This window comes from Roseovarius atlanticus (assembly GCF_019802205.1).
Taxonomy (GTDB): Bacteria; Pseudomonadota; Alphaproteobacteria; order Rhodobacterales; family Rhodobacteraceae; genus Roseovarius; species Roseovarius atlanticus_A.
Genome location: NZ_JAHVHQ010000003.1, coordinates 138,185 through 153,734, shown reverse-complemented (window position 1 = coordinate 153,734; position 15,550 = coordinate 138,185). Strand labels below are relative to the sequence as shown.

At 64.9% G+C, this 15,550-nt stretch carries 14 protein-coding genes; 12 read left to right on the top strand and 2 right to left on the bottom strand.

The features are described from left to right. Positions 1 to 8 precede the first annotated feature (8 nt). The 12 genes from KUV49_RS06595 (at position 9) to KUV49_RS06540 (ending at position 12,774) form a co-directional block, all read left to right on the top strand. Positions 9 to 677, top strand: coding sequence for an OmpA family protein (locus tag KUV49_RS06595; RefSeq protein ID WP_222449252.1), 669 nt, complete (start codon positions 9 to 11; stop codon positions 675 to 677). A gap of 248 nt (positions 678 to 925) precedes the next feature. After that, positions 926 to 2,164 (top strand): CpaE family protein, encoded by a 1,239-nt coding sequence (locus KUV49_RS06590; protein ID WP_222449251.1) that lies wholly within the window; start codon positions 926 to 928, stop codon positions 2,162 to 2,164. A gap of 12 nt (positions 2,165 to 2,176) precedes the next feature. Next, positions 2,177 to 3,622, top strand: coding sequence for a CpaF family protein (locus KUV49_RS06585; RefSeq protein ID WP_222449250.1), 1,446 nt, complete (start codon positions 2,177 to 2,179; stop codon positions 3,620 to 3,622). Positions 3,623 to 3,626: 4 nt separating this feature from the next. Then, positions 3,627 to 4,595, top strand: a complete 969-nt coding sequence (locus KUV49_RS06580; RefSeq protein WP_222449249.1) for a type II secretion system F family protein — start codon at positions 3,627 to 3,629, stop codon at positions 4,593 to 4,595. Between the two features lie 12 nt (positions 4,596 to 4,607). After that, positions 4,608 to 5,588 carry a type II secretion system F family protein gene (locus tag KUV49_RS06575; protein WP_222449248.1) on the top strand — a complete coding sequence of 327 codons (981 nt, stop codon included), beginning with the start codon at positions 4,608 to 4,610 and terminating at the stop codon, positions 5,586 to 5,588. Between the two features lie 68 nt (positions 5,589 to 5,656). Then, positions 5,657 to 6,217 (top strand): tetratricopeptide repeat protein, encoded by a 561-nt coding sequence (locus KUV49_RS06570; protein ID WP_222449247.1) that lies wholly within the window; start codon positions 5,657 to 5,659, stop codon positions 6,215 to 6,217. Positions 6,218 to 6,243: 26 nt separating this feature from the next. Beyond that, positions 6,244 to 7,101, top strand: coding sequence for a tetratricopeptide repeat protein (locus tag KUV49_RS06565; protein WP_222449246.1), 858 nt, complete (start codon positions 6,244 to 6,246; stop codon positions 7,099 to 7,101). Positions 7,102 to 7,122: 21 nt separating this feature from the next. Next, positions 7,123 to 7,629, top strand: coding sequence for a prepilin peptidase (locus KUV49_RS06560; protein WP_222449245.1), 507 nt, complete (start codon positions 7,123 to 7,125; stop codon positions 7,627 to 7,629). Between the two features lie 131 nt (positions 7,630 to 7,760). Then, complete coding sequence (locus KUV49_RS06555; RefSeq protein ID WP_222449244.1) at positions 7,761 to 9,071, top strand: ATPase; 1,311 nt, start codon at positions 7,761 to 7,763, stop codon at positions 9,069 to 9,071. A 76-nt stretch (positions 9,072 to 9,147) separates the two neighbouring features. Beyond that, the gene (locus KUV49_RS06550) at positions 9,148 to 11,550 is read left to right on the top strand and encodes a ligase-associated DNA damage response DEXH box helicase (protein ID WP_222449243.1); all 2,403 of its coding nucleotides are present in this window, start codon (positions 9,148 to 9,150) and stop codon (positions 11,548 to 11,550) included. A 62-nt stretch (positions 11,551 to 11,612) separates the two neighbouring features. After that, entirely contained in the window at positions 11,613 to 12,287 is a 675-nt protein-coding gene (gene pdeM, locus KUV49_RS06545) for a ligase-associated DNA damage response endonuclease PdeM (RefSeq protein ID WP_222449242.1), read from the top strand. 67 nt (positions 12,288 to 12,354) lie between these two features. After that, positions 12,355 to 12,774: a PaaI family thioesterase gene (locus KUV49_RS06540; protein ID WP_222449241.1), complete on the top strand. Its 420-nt coding sequence runs from the start codon at positions 12,355 to 12,357 to the stop codon at positions 12,772 to 12,774. Positions 12,775 to 12,902: 128 nt separating this feature from the next. Here KUV49_RS06540 and folD read toward each other — a convergent pair whose 3' ends face one another. Both folD and KUV49_RS06530 read right to left on the bottom strand, forming a co-directional pair. Next, positions 12,903 to 13,793 carry a bifunctional methylenetetrahydrofolate dehydrogenase/methenyltetrahydrofolate cyclohydrolase FolD gene (gene folD / locus KUV49_RS06535; RefSeq protein ID WP_222449240.1) on the bottom strand — a complete coding sequence of 297 codons (891 nt, stop codon included), beginning with the start codon at positions 13,791 to 13,793 and terminating at the stop codon, positions 12,903 to 12,905. A 71-nt stretch (positions 13,794 to 13,864) separates the two neighbouring features. After that, positions 13,865 to 15,541, bottom strand: a complete 1,677-nt coding sequence (locus tag KUV49_RS06530; RefSeq protein ID WP_222449130.1) for a formate--tetrahydrofolate ligase — start codon at positions 15,539 to 15,541, stop codon at positions 13,865 to 13,867. Between the last annotated feature and the right edge of the window lie 9 nt (positions 15,542 to 15,550).

The window sequence follows — 15,550 nt, the reverse complement described above, 5'->3', positions numbered from 1 at the left end:
ACGAGGCCATGAAATATAATCTTCTGATTACCGCATCGGTTCTCGCCCTCGCCGGGTGTTCCCAGCAAGGAGAGGTCTACAAATCCTATTTCGGCGAAGCCGGCGGGGTGGTGGACGGCGGCAATTTCGGCAACGCCAACATGCACAACCAGTTGGTGATGCGGGGCGAGAAAGGCTATGTCTACGACCTTGCCAACCGCTTTTCGAACGAGGTTCTGAGCACCGTGAACTTCGCGTTCAACAGTGCCGAGCTGGATGCCGGCGCCCGTGACACGCTGCGCGAACAGGCCCTCTGGATCCGGCAATTCCCCGAGGTTCGCTTCCGGGTCTACGGCCATACCGACCTTGTCGGGTCCGCCGGTTACAACAAGAACCTCGGACAGCGACGCGCCAACGCCGTGGTCAACTACCTGGTGGCCCAGGGCATCAGCCGCAGCCGGCTGGAAGCCGTCGTGTCCTTCGGCGAGGCACAGCCGCTGGTCGTCACCCAGGGCCGCGAACGCCGCAACCGCCGCACCGTGACCGAGGTCACGGGGTTCGTCGCGTCGCATCCCATCGTCATGGACGGCAAATATGCCGAAGTGGTCTATCGCGAATATGTCGAAAGCGCCGCACCGCGCTCGACCCTGACCATGGTCGAGGAAGGCGGGCAAGTCACCAGCGGCAGCGGCGAATGACCTGAATTCTCCCTGTCCGGCCATTGGCCGGGCCACCTGAAGAACCCGCCCGAAACAATCCGTTGGGCGGGTTTTTTTTGTCCTGAGATATCGCACAATTACGATCTTTTGGCCCCATTATCGCCTACATTTTCAAGCAGTTTACGAGCATGGCACTGGGTCCATGCGTCTTGGCGCAGGGTCCAACCGCCTGAAGACTAACGGTTTCGGGCGCAACGACGTCGCGACAAACATGGGGCCGACCACAGATGAGTAGTGTGCAAAAACAACCAGAATCCAGCCCGATCACGGCCTGTACCATCAGCCGTAACGTGCAGGATTTCGACTTGTTGATCGAGGACATGGAAACCGCGATGGGCGAAGCCTGGGGCGATCTCGGGTTCGCCGAGGCGCTGGCCTTCTTCAACCAGCCCGAGGCCGACTGCCTCGAATTCGTGGCCCTGGCCATCGACTCCACCGACGAGGACGAGATCGGCCTGCTGAGCGAGATCATCACGCTGGCCAAGGCCCGCGGCATCAAGGTCATTCTCATCGCCGAAGACGTCAGCCCCGCGTCCCTGCACCAGCTCTTGCGGCAAGGCGCGGACGAGTTCGTCCCCTACCCGCTTCCCGAGAACGAATTGCAGGCGGCCATCGACCGGCTGCACAGCAATCCCGCGGCGGCAGAGCCCGCCGCCGCCGCGCCCTTCGGCGCCTCCAGCGCCCCGGGCGATGGTGTCCTGCTGGCCGTCCAGGGCCTCGCGGGCGGCACCGGCGCCACGACGCTGGCGGTCAACCTCGCATGGGAGCTGGCCTCGGTCTCCAAGACCGACGCGCCGCGCGTCTGCATCCTGGATCTCGGCCTGCAAACCGGATCGGTTGCCACCTATCTCGACCTGCCGCGCAAGGACGTCGTCTACGAGATGTGGGCCGACACCGACTCGATGGACGAGGATATCTTCAAGCAGGCGCTCGTGCCCTTCGACGACAAGCTGTGGGTGCTGACCGCGCCCACCGACATCCTGCCGCTCGACATGATCACCTCCGAGGACGTGCAGCGCGTGCTCGACCTGGCTCGCTCCAAGTTCGACTACGTCATCGTCGACATGCCCAGCACGCTGGTCCAGTGGACCGAAACCGTGCTGCATTCCGCGCAGATCTATTTCACCACGCTCGAGCTTGACATGCGTTCGGCCCAGAACGCCCTGCGTCTGAAGCGGGCGCTGCGGTCCGAGGACCTGCCGATCGAAAAGCTGCGCTTCTGCCTGAACCGGGCGCCGAAATTCACCGACCTGAACGGCAAGAGCCGCGTCAAGCGCCTGGCCGAGAGCCTGGAGATCAGCATCGAGGTGCAGCTGCCCGATGGCGGCAAGCCGGTGATGCAGGCGGGCGATCACGGCACGCCGCTGGCCAGTGCCGCGGGCAAGAACCCGCTGCGCAAGGAAATCGCCAAGCTGGCGGCCTCGCTGCACGCGCTCGGCCAAAGCGACGCCGAGAAGGCCGCATAGGGGATCACGCCGATGTTTTCGCGATACAAAAAAGCAACCGACGGGGCCCAGCCGGTCAAGGCCGCCAAGAGACCCGTCGCGGAAGCGCCCAAGACCGCGCCCGTGGAACAGGCGCAAAGCGTCTCCCTGCGCAAGCCGCTTCAGAAGGCGGCGGCGACCACCGCCCCGCAGGACAAGGACCGCAAGCGCAAGGAACGGCTGGCCGAGATCAAGATCGACCTGCACCGTGCGCTTCTCGACAACCTCAACCTCGGCGCGCTCGACACCGCGACCGAGGCGGACCTGCGTGCCGAGATCAGCGCCATTGCCGGCGAGGCCCTCGAGGAACGCAGCATCGTCCTCAACCGCGAGGACCGCACCACCCTGACGCAGGACCTCTACGACGAGGTGCGCGGCCTGGGCCCGCTGGAACCGCTGCTGAAGGACGACACTGTCAACGATATCCTCGTCAACGGCCCGCACCAGGTGTTCGTGGAACGCGCCGGCAAGCTGATGCTGACCGACACCACCTTCAAGGACGAAAAGCACCTGCTGCGGATCATCGACAAGATCGTCAGCGCCGTGGGCCGCCGTGTCGACGAATCCAACCCTTATGTCGACGCCCGCCTGCAGGACGGCTCGCGCTTCAACGCCATGGTGCCGCCGGTCGCGGTGGATGGCAGCCTGGTGTCCATTCGTAAGTTCAAGAAGGACAAGCTGGGCATCGACGACCTGGTGAATTTTGGCGCCTTTTCCGAGGAAATGGCCGCCTATCTTCAGGCCGCCGTCGCCACGCGCCTCAACGTGATCGTCTCGGGCGGGACCGGCTCGGGCAAGACGACCACGCTCAACGCGCTGTCGTCCTTCATCGACAATTCCGAACGCATCCTGACGATCGAGGACACCGCCGAACTTCAGCTGCAACAGATCCACGTGGGCCGGATGGAAAGCCGCCCGCCCAACGTCGAGGGCAAGGGCGAGGTCAGCCCCCGCGACTGTCTGAAGAACGCCCTGCGGATGCGCCCCGATCGCATCATCGTCGGCGAGACGCGCGGCGAGGAGGTGATCGACATGCTGCAGGCCATGAACACCGGCCACGACGGCTCGATGACCACGATCCACGCCAACAACCCGCGCGACGGCATCAGCCGCCTGGAGAACATGGTCGCCATGGCCGGGATCGAGATGCCGCTCAAGGCGGTGCGCTCGCAGATCGCCTCGGCCGTGAACCTGCTGGTGCAGGCCAGCCGCCTGCAGGACGGCTCGCGCCGGATGACCTCGATCACCGAGATCACCGGCATGGAAGGCGATGTGATCTCCATGCAGGAGATCTTCCGCTTCCAGCGCGTCGGCCTGACGCCGGACAACAAGATCATCGGCCATTTCACCGGCACGGGTGTGCGGTCCAACTTTTCAGAGCGGTTCCGGCTGTGGGGCTATGACCTGCCGCCCAGCATCTACGAGCCGGTAGGGGAATAACGTCATGTCTATCAGTGCAGAGCCGATCATCTATGGCCTGATCTTCATCGGGATCATGGTCCTGGTGCAGGGTCTTTACCTGACCGTCTTCGGTCGCTCGATCAGCCTCAACAACCGCGTGAACCGCCGGCTGGAGATGCTGGACAAGGGCGGCAACCGCGAAGAGGTGATGGAAAAGCTGCGCAAGGAGATGGAACAGCATCTCAAGGCGCGCAAGATCCCGCTCTACTCGATCCTCGCCACCAAGGCGCAGATGGGCGCCATCGCGTTTTCGCCCAAGCAGCTGATGCTGCTGATGGTCGCCTGCGGCTTTGTCGCGTTCATCGGCCTGTCGGTGGGCACGAGCACCGCGCTGCCGGTACGCGCGCTGGTTTCGGTGGTGATGGGCGTCGGCGGTATCTTCGTTTGGGTCAACATGAAGGCCAGCAAGCGTATGGCGATGCTTGAAGAACAGCTGCCCGACGCCATCGAACTCATGGTCCGCAGCTTGCGCGTCGGCCACCCCTTCACCTCGGCCATTTCCATCGTCGCCAACGAGGTCGCAGACCCGCTGGCCACGGAATTCGGCGTGATCGCGGACGAGGCCGCCTATGGCCGCGACATCGGCGAGGCGCTCAAGGACATGGCCGAACGCCTGGACATGCAGGACCTGCGCTTTCTCGCCGTGGCCGTCACCATCCAGCAGCAATCGGGCGGCAACCTGGCCGAAATCCTCGACGGCCTGGCCAAGGTGATCCGCGCCCGCTTCCGCCTGTTCCGCCGCGTCAAGGCCATCACCGCCGAGGCCAAATGGTCCGGCAAGTTCCTGTCCGGCTTTCCGATCCTGGCGCTGATCGCGATCCAGATGATCAAGCCCGATTATTACGACGAGGCGATGGAACACCCCTATTTCATCCCGGCCTGCCTGGCCGTGGGCTTCTTCCTGGTCACGAACCTCTTCGTGATGCGCGCCCTCGTGAACATCAAAGTGTAAAAGGCCACGACAATGCTGGACACGATTTCACAGTTCATGACCGACACGCTGGGCCCCTTCGGCCCGCTGATCGCGGTGGGCACGCTCGGTGTGCTGCTGGTCTTGCTGACGATCCCGATCCTGATACGCGAGTCGAACGACCCGCTGGACAAGATCAGGAAACAGTCGCGCAGCGGGCCGTCGCTGGAAGAGCAGAAGAAAAAGCTGCGCACCGGCCAGCGCAACGAAAAGCTGGACAAGTACGCCAAGTTCCTCGAACCCGAGGACGAAAAGCAGCTCAGCCAGATCCGCCTGACCCTGATGCAGGCCGGCTATCGCAGCCGCGATGCGGTGCGGTACTTCCACTTCGCCCAGTTCGCGCTTGGCATCGGCTTCCTGATCCTCGGCGTGCTCTATTTCGTGGTCTTCCTCGCGGGGGCCGAAGACACGACCACCACGCAGACGGTCATGTATATCCTCGGGCCGGGTGGCGTCGGCTACATGATCCCGAAATACTGGGTGACCAAACGCCAGCAGCAGCGCCAGCAGGAAATCGAAGAGGGCTTCCCCGACAGTCTCGACATGATGCTGACCTGCGTCGAGGCGGGCCAGTCGCTCGACCAGGCGATCATTCGGGTGTCCAGGGAAATCCGCGCCTCCTATCCGGCGCTCTCCGAGGAATTCGAGATCGTCGCGCACCAGGTCAAGGCCGGGCGTGACAAGCCTTCGGTCCTGAACGAAATGGCCGAACGCTGCGGTGTGCAGGATATCTCCAGCTTTGTGACCGTGCTCGTGCAGTCGCAGACCTTCGGCACCTCGATCGCCGACGCCCTGCGCGTCTATGCCGGCGAGATGCGTGACAAACGGGTCATGCGCGCCGAAGAAAAGGCCAACAAGCTGCCGACGAAGATGACATTGGCCACGATGATGCTTACAGTGCCGCCATTGCTGATCATCCTGGTCGGCCCGTCGGTGCTGGGGATCATGGAACTCTTCACGATGGCGGGCCAGTAACGGCCGGACCAACGAAAGGCAGGCCCCGCGCGGGCCTGTCGCCATAACGAAGAGGCGGCATAACCGGCATGGCACGAGCAGGTGTCTGGCTTGTGGTTTCCTTCGCTCTCGTCGCGGGCTGCGGCGAGGGCGCTTCGCGTGATCCGGACGGCCCCTACGCCCCCGGCGTCGCCCGTGGCGGCGAGGCCGTCGACTCCAAGCTGGTCGGCCACCGCCTGGTGGCCGCGGGCGAATACGAGCTGGCGATCGACGCCTTTTCCCGTGCCGCCCTCGACGAAGGCATGAGCGCCGACGTGCTGGCGGGCCTGGGCACCGCCAATCTCGGGCTGGGCCGCCTGCACACCGCCGAACGCCTGCTGCGCCAGGCCCTCAAGAAGGAGGAATTCTCGCCCGAGGTCTGGAACAACCTCGGCGTCGTCCTGCTGGAGAAGGGCGAGACCGGCGAGGCGGAACAGGTCTTCAAGAAGGCCTACGCGCTCGACAATGGCCAAAGTGACTCAATTCGTGACAATTTGCGCTTAGTTCTCGCAAAATCCGAAAATTCTCTTTATACTGAAGAGCTAGAACAAGATTATAAACTGGTGCGGCGCGGGAGCAGCGACTACCTGATCCGCAGTATACCAGGTTGAGGCGAAGGCAGTAAAAGGACGCAAAAATGCGCCATCCTATTCTCATGTGCATCTGCGTGGGCAGCGCATTTGCCCTTTCCGCTTGCGATGACAAGGCCGGCAAGGCCGATGTGGACCGGGCCCTGTCCGATCTCAACGTCGTCGATGAAAGCAATCTTGGCGATGTCATGCTGACCGTGGCAGACCCCAACGAGTCCGTGAAATATTTCCAGCGCACCCTGGGCGAACAGCCAGACCGCATAGACGTGCGCCGCGGGCTTGCGCAATCGCTTATCCGGGCCAAGCGCCACACCGAGGCCGTCGCGGCCTGGCAGAACGTGGTCGAGCACGAGAAATCCACCGATGACGACCAGGTCGAATACGCCGACGCGCTCATTCGCAACAACGAATGGAAACGCGCCGACGAGGTGCTGGATGCCGTCCCGCCGACCCACGAGACCTTCAAGCGGTACCGGCTCGAGGCGATGGTCGCCGACAGCAACGAGAACTGGTCGAAGGCCGACAGTTTCTACGAGACCGCCATCGGCCTGACGACGACCCCCGCCAGCGTGATGAACAACTGGGGCTATTCCAAGCTGACCCGCGGCGATTACGCCGCCGCCGAGCGCCTGTTCAGCGATGCGATCCGGCAGGATGACAGCCTGTTCACCGCCAAGAACAACCTTGTCCTGGCCCGCGGCGCGCAAAAGAAATATTCCATGCCGGTCATGCAGACCAGCCAGGAAGAGCGTGCGCAGCTGCTCTATACGCTGGGCCTGTCGGCGATCAAGCAGGGCGACACCACTATCGGCAAGGGCCTGCTGCGCGACGCCATCGACACCCATCCCCAGCATTTCGAGGCCGCCGCGCGCAGCCTGAACGCGCTGGAAAACAACGTCGAATAAACGGCTTGCGAGGCGCGGGCCATGCCCCTTGAAATCACCAACTGGGCGGCGCTCTGGTTCTTGCCCTTCGTGACCCCGGTCTGTCTCTGGGTGATGTGGAGCGACCTCAAGGCGATGCGCATCCCCAACACCTCGGTGCTGACGCTTGCGGGGATCTTCGTGGTCGTGGGCCTCTGGGCCGTCACCCCGATCTGGCCCGACTACGCCTGGCGCATCGCGATCATGGTCTTTGCGCTCGTGATCGGCTTCATCGCCAATGCCGGCGGGCTGATGGGCGCGGGCGACAGCAAGTTCATCGCCGCCGCCGCGCCCTTCGTCGCCCCCGCCGACTGGCGGATCATCATGTTCCTCTTCGCCGCCAACCTGCTGGCCTGTTTCGTCACCCACCGGCTTGCGAAGCACTCGCCCCTGCGCCGGCTGGCGCCGAACTGGGTCAGCTGGGACCGCGGCAAGAAATTTCCCATGGGCTTTGCCCTGGGCGCGACCCTGGTGATCTACCTCGCCCTCGGCGCGGCCTACGGGGCTTGAGGCCCCTGCCCCATCCCTGCCCGCGGGCCACCATAATTTCCGCATGATCTTCTGTCAGCCTGACTGCAAACACTCCGCCGTCTGCGGGGTCGGAACACGTCAACTTGTCTCAGAGAGCGGGCAGTAAAACCATGAACATGCAAGTGACCACCGGCGTTCAGCCACCTCCGCCGCCCTCGGGGCTGGACGAAATGCGCCTTCCCGTCGTGATGATGCGGGACATCCTGCTGAAAACCATGTTCCGCAAGAACCTCGACATGGTCAGCGAGATTTCCGAGGCCATCTGCCTGCCCCGCGCCGTCACGCAGGAGCTGGTCGACATGGCCCGCCAGCAACGCCTGCTCGAGGCGACCGGCACGCTCAACGCCAATTCGGGCGGCGAGATGGGCTTTCAGCTGACCGACGCGGGCAAGTCCCGCGCGCTCGACGCCCTGTCGCAATCGGAATATTTCGGCGCCATGCCGGTGCCGCTGGCGGTCTACCGCGAACAGGTCCAGCGCCAGTCGATCCGCAACATCCAGATCACCCGGGACGAGCTGACCAATGCCATGGGCCACCTCGTCCTGCCGCCCAGCCTGCTGGACCATCTCGGCCCCGCCGTCTCGGCCGGCCGTTCGATCCTGATGTACGGCCCGCCCGGCAACGGCAAATCCTCGATCTCGAACGGTATCCGCGACGCCATGGGCGACAAGATCTACGTCCCCCGCGCCATCGAATACGCGGGCCAGGTCATCACCGTCTACGATCCCATTGTCCATTCCAAGGCCGAGGTCGAGGTCGACGACCCCAACTCCCTGCGCCGCAAGCGCACCTTCGACACGCGCTATGTGCGCTGTGAACGGCCCACGGTCATCACCGGCGGCGAGCTCAGCCTGTCGATGCTCGATCTCGTCTACAATCCCACCGCGCGGACTTATCAGGCGCCGCTGCAACTAAAGTCCACCGGCGGCATCTTCATCGTCGACGACCTTGGCCGCCAGGCCGAACCGCCGCAAAGCCTCGTCAACCGCTGGATCGTTCCGCTGGAGGAATCCAAGGACATCCTCGCGCTGCAATCGGGGGAAAAGTTCGAGGTGCCCTTCGACACGCTGGTGATCTTCTCGACCAACTTCCACCCCAACGAGATCTTCGACCAGGCCGCCCTGCGCCGGATCTTCTTCAAGATCAAGATCGACGGGCCGAACCAGCAGGACTTCCTCAAGATCTTCGCCATGGTGGCCAAGAAACGCGGCATGCCGCTGGACGAGAAAACGCTGCTGCACCTGCTGAAGGTCAAGTACCCGACGATCGACAATGTCTACGCCAACTACCAGCCGATCTTCCTGATCGACCAGATGATCTCGATCTGTGAATTCGAGGGCATCCCCTACCAGATGCGTCCCGACCTGCTCGACCGGGCCTGGGCGAACATGTTCGTCAAGGACGAGACCATCGTGAAATAAGCGCGCCCCGGAGTTTTCAAAAACTCCGGGCAAAACTTTTCCTGAAAAGTTTTGGCGTTGCGCCTACATCTGGCGGATGACGTCGCTACCCCCCGTTTTCACCGACTGGTTCGCCGCGCGCGGCTGGTCCATCCACCCGCACCAGCAGGCGATGCTGGACCGTGCCGATGACCCGGCGCTACTGCTCATCGCCCCCACCGGCGGCGGCAAGACACTGGCCGGGTTCCTGCCCACGCTGGTCGATATCGCCGAGAACGGCCACGAGGGGCTGCACACGCTCTATATCTCTCCGCTCAAGGCGCTGGCGGCCGACATCAAGCGCAACCTGACCACGCCGGTGTCCGAGATGGGTCTGCCGATCCGCATCGAGGACCGCACCGGCGACACCTCCTCGTCGGCCAAGCGCCGCCAGCGCGCCGACCCGCCGCATATCCTGCTGACCACGCCCGAAAGCCTGGCACTCCTGACCTCCTACGAGGACGCCCCGCGCATCTTCAAGGGCCTGAAGCGCATCGTGGTCGACGAAATCCACGCGCTGGCGGAATCGAAGCGCGGCGATCAACTGTTCCTCGCCCTAAGCCGCCTTCAGGCCATGTGCCCCGGCCTGCGCCGCGTCGGGCTGTCGGCCACCGTCGAGGATCCTGCCGCCATCGCGCGCCTCCTAGCCCGCCACCCCGACCCGTGCGAGATCCTCATGGCCGATCCCGGCCCCGAGCCTGACATCGCCATGCTGCAAACCGACGCTTACCCGCCCTGGTCCGGGGGTGGCGCGGCCTATTCAATTCCGGCGGTGCTGGAAGAGGTGAAACGCCACCGCATCACGCTCATCTTCCACAACACCCGCGCCCAGGCCGAGATCTTCTTTCACAACCTCTGGCTCGCCAACGACGAGGCCCTGCCCATCGGCATCCACCACGGCTCTCTCGACCGGGCGCAGCGCGAACGGGTCGAGGCCGCCATGCAACGTGGCGAGCTGCGCGCCGTCGTTTGCACCGGCAGTCTGGACCTTGGCATCGACTGGGGCGACGTGGACCTCGTGATCCAGGTCGGCGCGCCCAAGAACGTCAAGCGGCTGGTCCAGCGCATCGGCCGCGCCAACCACCGTTACAACGCGCCCTCCAAGGCGCTTCAGGTGCCCGCCAATCGCTTCGAGGTCATCGAATGCGTCGCGGCGTTGCAGGCCGTGCGCGACCACGACCTCGACGGCGAACCGCGCGGCCCCGGCCCCCGCGACGTGCTCTGCCAGCACATCCTGATCCGCGCCTGTGCCGGGCCGTTCGATGCGGATGCATTCTACGACGAAATCAAGACCGTCGGCGCCTACGCCACCCTGACCCGCGCCCAGTTCGACGCCTGCCTCGATTTCTGCGCCACCGGCGGCTATGCCCTGCGCGCCTATGACCAATGGCAGCGCCTGCTCTACCGCGACGGCCTGTGGCAGTTGCGCGACCCGCGCAGCGCCCGCCTCATTCGCATGAACATCGGCACCATCCAGGACGCCGACCTGCTCAAGGTCCGCATGCGCCGCAACCGCGGCGGCAAGCCCCTGGGCGAGGTCGAGGAAGGCTTCGCCGCCTCCCTCACCCCCGGCGACACGTTCCTGATCGGCGGCCAGATCGTGAAATACGAGGGCCTGCGCGAAACCGTGGTCGAGGTCAGCCGCGACGCCGCCAAGAAACCCAAGATCGCCACCTTCGCCGGGACGAAATTCGCCACCTCCACCCAGCTCAGCCAGCGCATCCTGTCGCTCCTGCACTCCGGCGATCACTCCGCCCTGCCCGCTCACACTGCCGACTGGATCGCGCTTCAAAGGGACGTCTCGTACCTGCCGCAGGCGGGCCGCCTGCTGATCGAAAGCTTCCCCCATGACGGGCGCGAACATGCCTGCATCTACGGCTTCGCGGGCCGCAACGCGCAGCAGACGCTGGGCCTCATTCTCAGCAAACGCATGGAGGAGATGGGCCTCGCCCCCATGGGCTTCGTCTCGACCGACTACGCCACCCTCATCTGGGGGCTGGAGCCCTTGACCGACGCCACCGGCCTTCTGGACCGCGCCGCCCTGCGCGAAGGCCTAGACAAGTGGCTCGCCGGCAACCAGCTGATAAAACGCACCTTTCGCGCCTCGGCCACCATCGCGGGCCTGATCCAGCGCAACCTGCCCCAGGTCCGCAAATCCGGGCGGCAAGCCACCTTTTCCTCCGATATCCTCTACGACACGCTGGCCAAGTACGACCCCGATCACCTGCTTCTGGACATCACGCGGCAAGAGGCGATGCGCGGCTTGATCGACTTCGGCCGGATCGAGGAAATGCTCGACCGCATCGGCGACCGCGTCGACCTCGTGCGCCTGCCCCGCGTCACGCCCTTCGCCGCGCCGCTCTTCCTCGAGGCCGGGCGCACCCCCGTCGAAGGCAGCGCGCAGGACCGCCTGCTCGAGGAAGAGACCCAACGCCTGATGCAGGCCGCCGGCCTCGCCTGACCGGGCGGAGAATTTCCCGGAAACCGCTTGCAAAATCGCTCACCCCGCGTGATGAACGAAGCATGAACGGCTACGAGTTCACATTGGCAGGCGCGCGCCTCACCGCCCTCGGCTCCGGCGCGCTTTTCTGGCGTGACCAGAACCTCCTGTGCGTGTCGGACATGCATCTTGGCAAGACCGAACGCCGCGCCCGTCTGGGCGAGGCGCAACTGCCCCCCTACGAGACGCACGACACGCTTTCCCGCCTGCAAGCCGACCTCGAGGCCACCGGCGCCCATACCGTCATCTGCCTCGGCGACAGCTTCGACGACGCGCTCGCTGCCCGCGCCCTCCTGGAGGCCGAAAAGCTCTGGATCAGCCGCCTTCAGGCCGGCCGCCGCTGGGTCTGGATCGAGGGCAACCACGATCCCGGCCCCGTCGACCTGGGCGGCGCGCATCTGTTCGAGCTGCCCGTGCCGCCGCTCACCTTCCGGCACATCGCACAGGCCGGCTATTCCGGCGAGGTGTCGGGGCATTACCACCCCAAGGTCACCCTGCCCGTCCGGGGCCGCGCCATCACCCGCCCCGCCTTCCTGCTCGACAGCGACCGGCTGATCATGCCCGCCTACGGCACCTATACCGGCGGCCTGCGCAGCCACGATGCCGCGCTCTGCAACCTCATGCGGCCCGAGGCGCTGGCCATCCTTACCGGCAACACGCCCCATCCCGCGCCCATGCCGCGCGGTCAACGGTCCTGAAACGCCCCGTTCCCATTGCCGCCAGCCCGGCCTAGACTGCCGGGGACAAGACCACCCGGAGACTCCCATGTCCGCCCCCTTCGAAACCCGCATCCGCGACAGCTTCGCCCGGCAATCCATGATGCAGACGCTGGGCGCCACGCTCGCCGACATCGCCGAAGGCAAGGTCGAGATCACCGCGCCTATCCTCGAAGGCAGCCGCCAGCAACAGGGCGTCGCCCATGCCGGCCTGACCTTCGCCATCGGCGACAGTGCGGCGGGCTATTCTGCGCTCACCCTGATCCCCGAGGGGATGGAGGTGATGACCACGGAAATGAAGATCAACCTTTTGGCTCCCGGCGCGGGCGATCACCTCGTCGCGCGGGGCCGGGTGATCAAACCGGGCCGCCGTCTGATGGTAGTGCAGTCGGATGTCTTCGCCGTGACGGACGGCACGGAACGCCACATCGCCATGCTGGTCGGCACCATGATCGCAGTGGACCTTTAGCGGCGCGCGCAACACCTGCGACCAAGCCCAACAGAAATAAGGGCTGCCCCCGGCCGCGGGTGGGGGTGAAGCCCCCGCCCGTGGGGGCGGTCGGGGGTTGCCCGGCGGGGACCGCCGGGCAAGAGGTCTTACGCCGTCAGGCCTTCCGGCTCCGACAATCCGTTGGCCCGGCAGCAGGCCGTCACCGTGTTGGCCAAGAGGCAGGCGATGGTCATCGGCCCGACGCCGCCCGGCACCGGGGTGATTGCCCCGGCCCGCGCCGCGCAACTCTCGTAATCGGCATCGCCCACCAGCTTGTTCTTGCCGTCGCGCTCGACCCGGTTGATCCCTACGTCGATCACGGTCGCGCCTTCCTTGATCCAGTCACCCGGCACCATCTCGGGCCGGCCCACGGCGGCCACCACGATATCGGCACGGCGCACCACCTCGGGCAAGTCCTTGGTCCGGCTATGCGCAATGGTCACGGTGCAGCTGTCGCCCAGCAGCAGCTGCGCCATCGGCTTGCCGACGATGTTCGACCGCCCGACAACCACCGCGTCCATGCCGGAAAGGCTGCCGTGATGGTCGCGCAGCATCATCAGGCACCCCAGCGGCGTGCAGGGCACCATGCTCTTCTGCCCCGTGCCCAGCAGGCCCACATTCGAGATGTGAAACCCGTCCACGTCCTTCGCCGGGTCGATCGAGTTGATCACCAGGTCGGAATCCAGATGCTCGGGCAGCGGCAGCTGCACCAGGATGCCATGCACGTCCTTGTCGTTGTTCAACTGGTCGATCAGCGCCAGCAGGTCCTCTTCCGAGGTGTCCGCCTCCAGCTTGTGCTCGTAGGAATTCATGCCGACCTCGACGGTCTGCTTGCCCTTCGAGCGCACGTAGACCTGGCTTGCCGGGTCCTCGCCCACCAGCACCACGGCCAGCCCCGGCGTGATGCCGTGCTCTTCCTTCAGGCGGTCCACGTGTCCCGCCACCTTCTCGCGCACTTTTGCGGCAAACGCCTTGCCGTCGATAATCTCTGCCGTCATGTCTTTCCTCCCGGCCCCGAACATGGTCCCCCACCCTATACCTTTGGCACGGGGCGGGGAAAACCGTTCCTTTAGAACAACCCTTCGATCTCGCCCTGGTCGTTCAGGCGAATGGATTCCGACGCCGGCCGGCTGGGCAGGCCGGGCATGGTCATGATCTCGCCGCAGACCACCACGACGAAGCCCGCACCGGCCGAGAGCCGCACTTCGCGTACCGGGACCGAGTGGCCCGTGGGCGCGCCGCGCTGGGTCGGATCGGTCGAGAAGCTGTACTGGGTCTTCGCCATGCAGACCGGCAGGTTGCCGTAGCCCTGATCTTCCCAGCTCTTCAGCTGGTCGCGGATCTTCTTGTCCGCGATCACCTCGTCGGCGCGGTAGATCTTCCTGGCGATGGTCTCGACCTTCTCGAAGAGACCCATCTCGTCGGGGTAGATCGGCTTGAAGTCCGCCTCGCCCTTCTCGATCACCTCCACCACCTTCTTCGCCAGGTCAGCAGAGCCTTCCGAGCCCAGCTCCCAGTGGCGGCTCAGCACCGCCTCGGCGCCGTTCTCGGCCACGAAGTCCTTCACCGCCTGCACCTCGGCATCGGTGTCGGTCACGAAGTGGTTGATCGCCACCACCACCGGGACACCGAAGGATTTGACGTTCTCGATATGCCGGCCCAGGTTCGGGCAGCCCGCCTTGACCGCGTCCACGTTCTCGGCGCCCAGGTCGGCCTTGGCCACGCCGCCGTTCATCTTCATCGCCCGCACCGTGGCCACGATCACCACCGCCGACGGCGCGATCCCGGCCTTGCGGCACTTGATGTTCATGAACTTCTCAGCGCCCAGGTCGGCGCCGAAGCCGGCCTCGGTCACCACGTAATCGGCGATCTTCAGCGCCGTCGTCGTGGCGATGACCGAGTTGCAGCCATGCGCGATATTGGCGAACGGCCCGCCATGCACGAAGGCCGGGTTGTTCTCCAGCGTCTGCACCAGGTTGGGCTGCATCGCGTCCTTCAGCAGGACGGTCATCGCGCCCTCGGCCTTGATATCGCGGCAGAAAACCGGGCTGCGGTCGCGGCGATAGGCCACGATCATCGCGCCCAGCCGCTCCTCGAGGTCCTTGAGGTCACTCGCCAGGCAGAGGATCGCCATCACTTCCGAGGCCACGGTGATGTCGAACCCGTCCTCGCGGGCAAAGCCGTTGGCGACACCGCCCAGCGACGACGTGATCTGGCGCAAGCTGCGGTCGTTCATGTCAACGACCCGGCGCCAGACGATCCGGCGGGTGTCGATCTCGGCGTCGTTGCCCCAGTAGACGTGGTTGTCGATCATCGCGCTCAAGAGCGCATGGGCCGAGGTGATCGCGTGGAAGTCGCCGGTGAAGTGCAGGTTCATGTCCTCCATCGGCACCACCTGGGCATAGCCGCCGCCCGCGGCGCCGCCCTTCATCCCGAAGTTCGGCCCCAGCGAGGCCTCGCGGATGCAGATCATCGCCTTCTTGCCGATGTGGTTCAGACCGTCGCCCAGACCAACGGTGGTGGTGGTCTTGCCCTCGCCCGCCGGCGTCGGGTTGATCGCGGTCACGAGAATCAGCTTGCCGTTCTCGTTGCCCTTCACCGAGTTGATATACTCCTGGCTCACCTTCGCCTTGTCATGCCCGTAGGGCAGCAGGTGCTCGGACGGTATCCCAAGCTTGTCGCCAATCTCCTGGATCGGCTTCTTCGACGCCGCACGCGCAATCTCGATGTCTGATTTGTGGCTCATAGTGTCTTC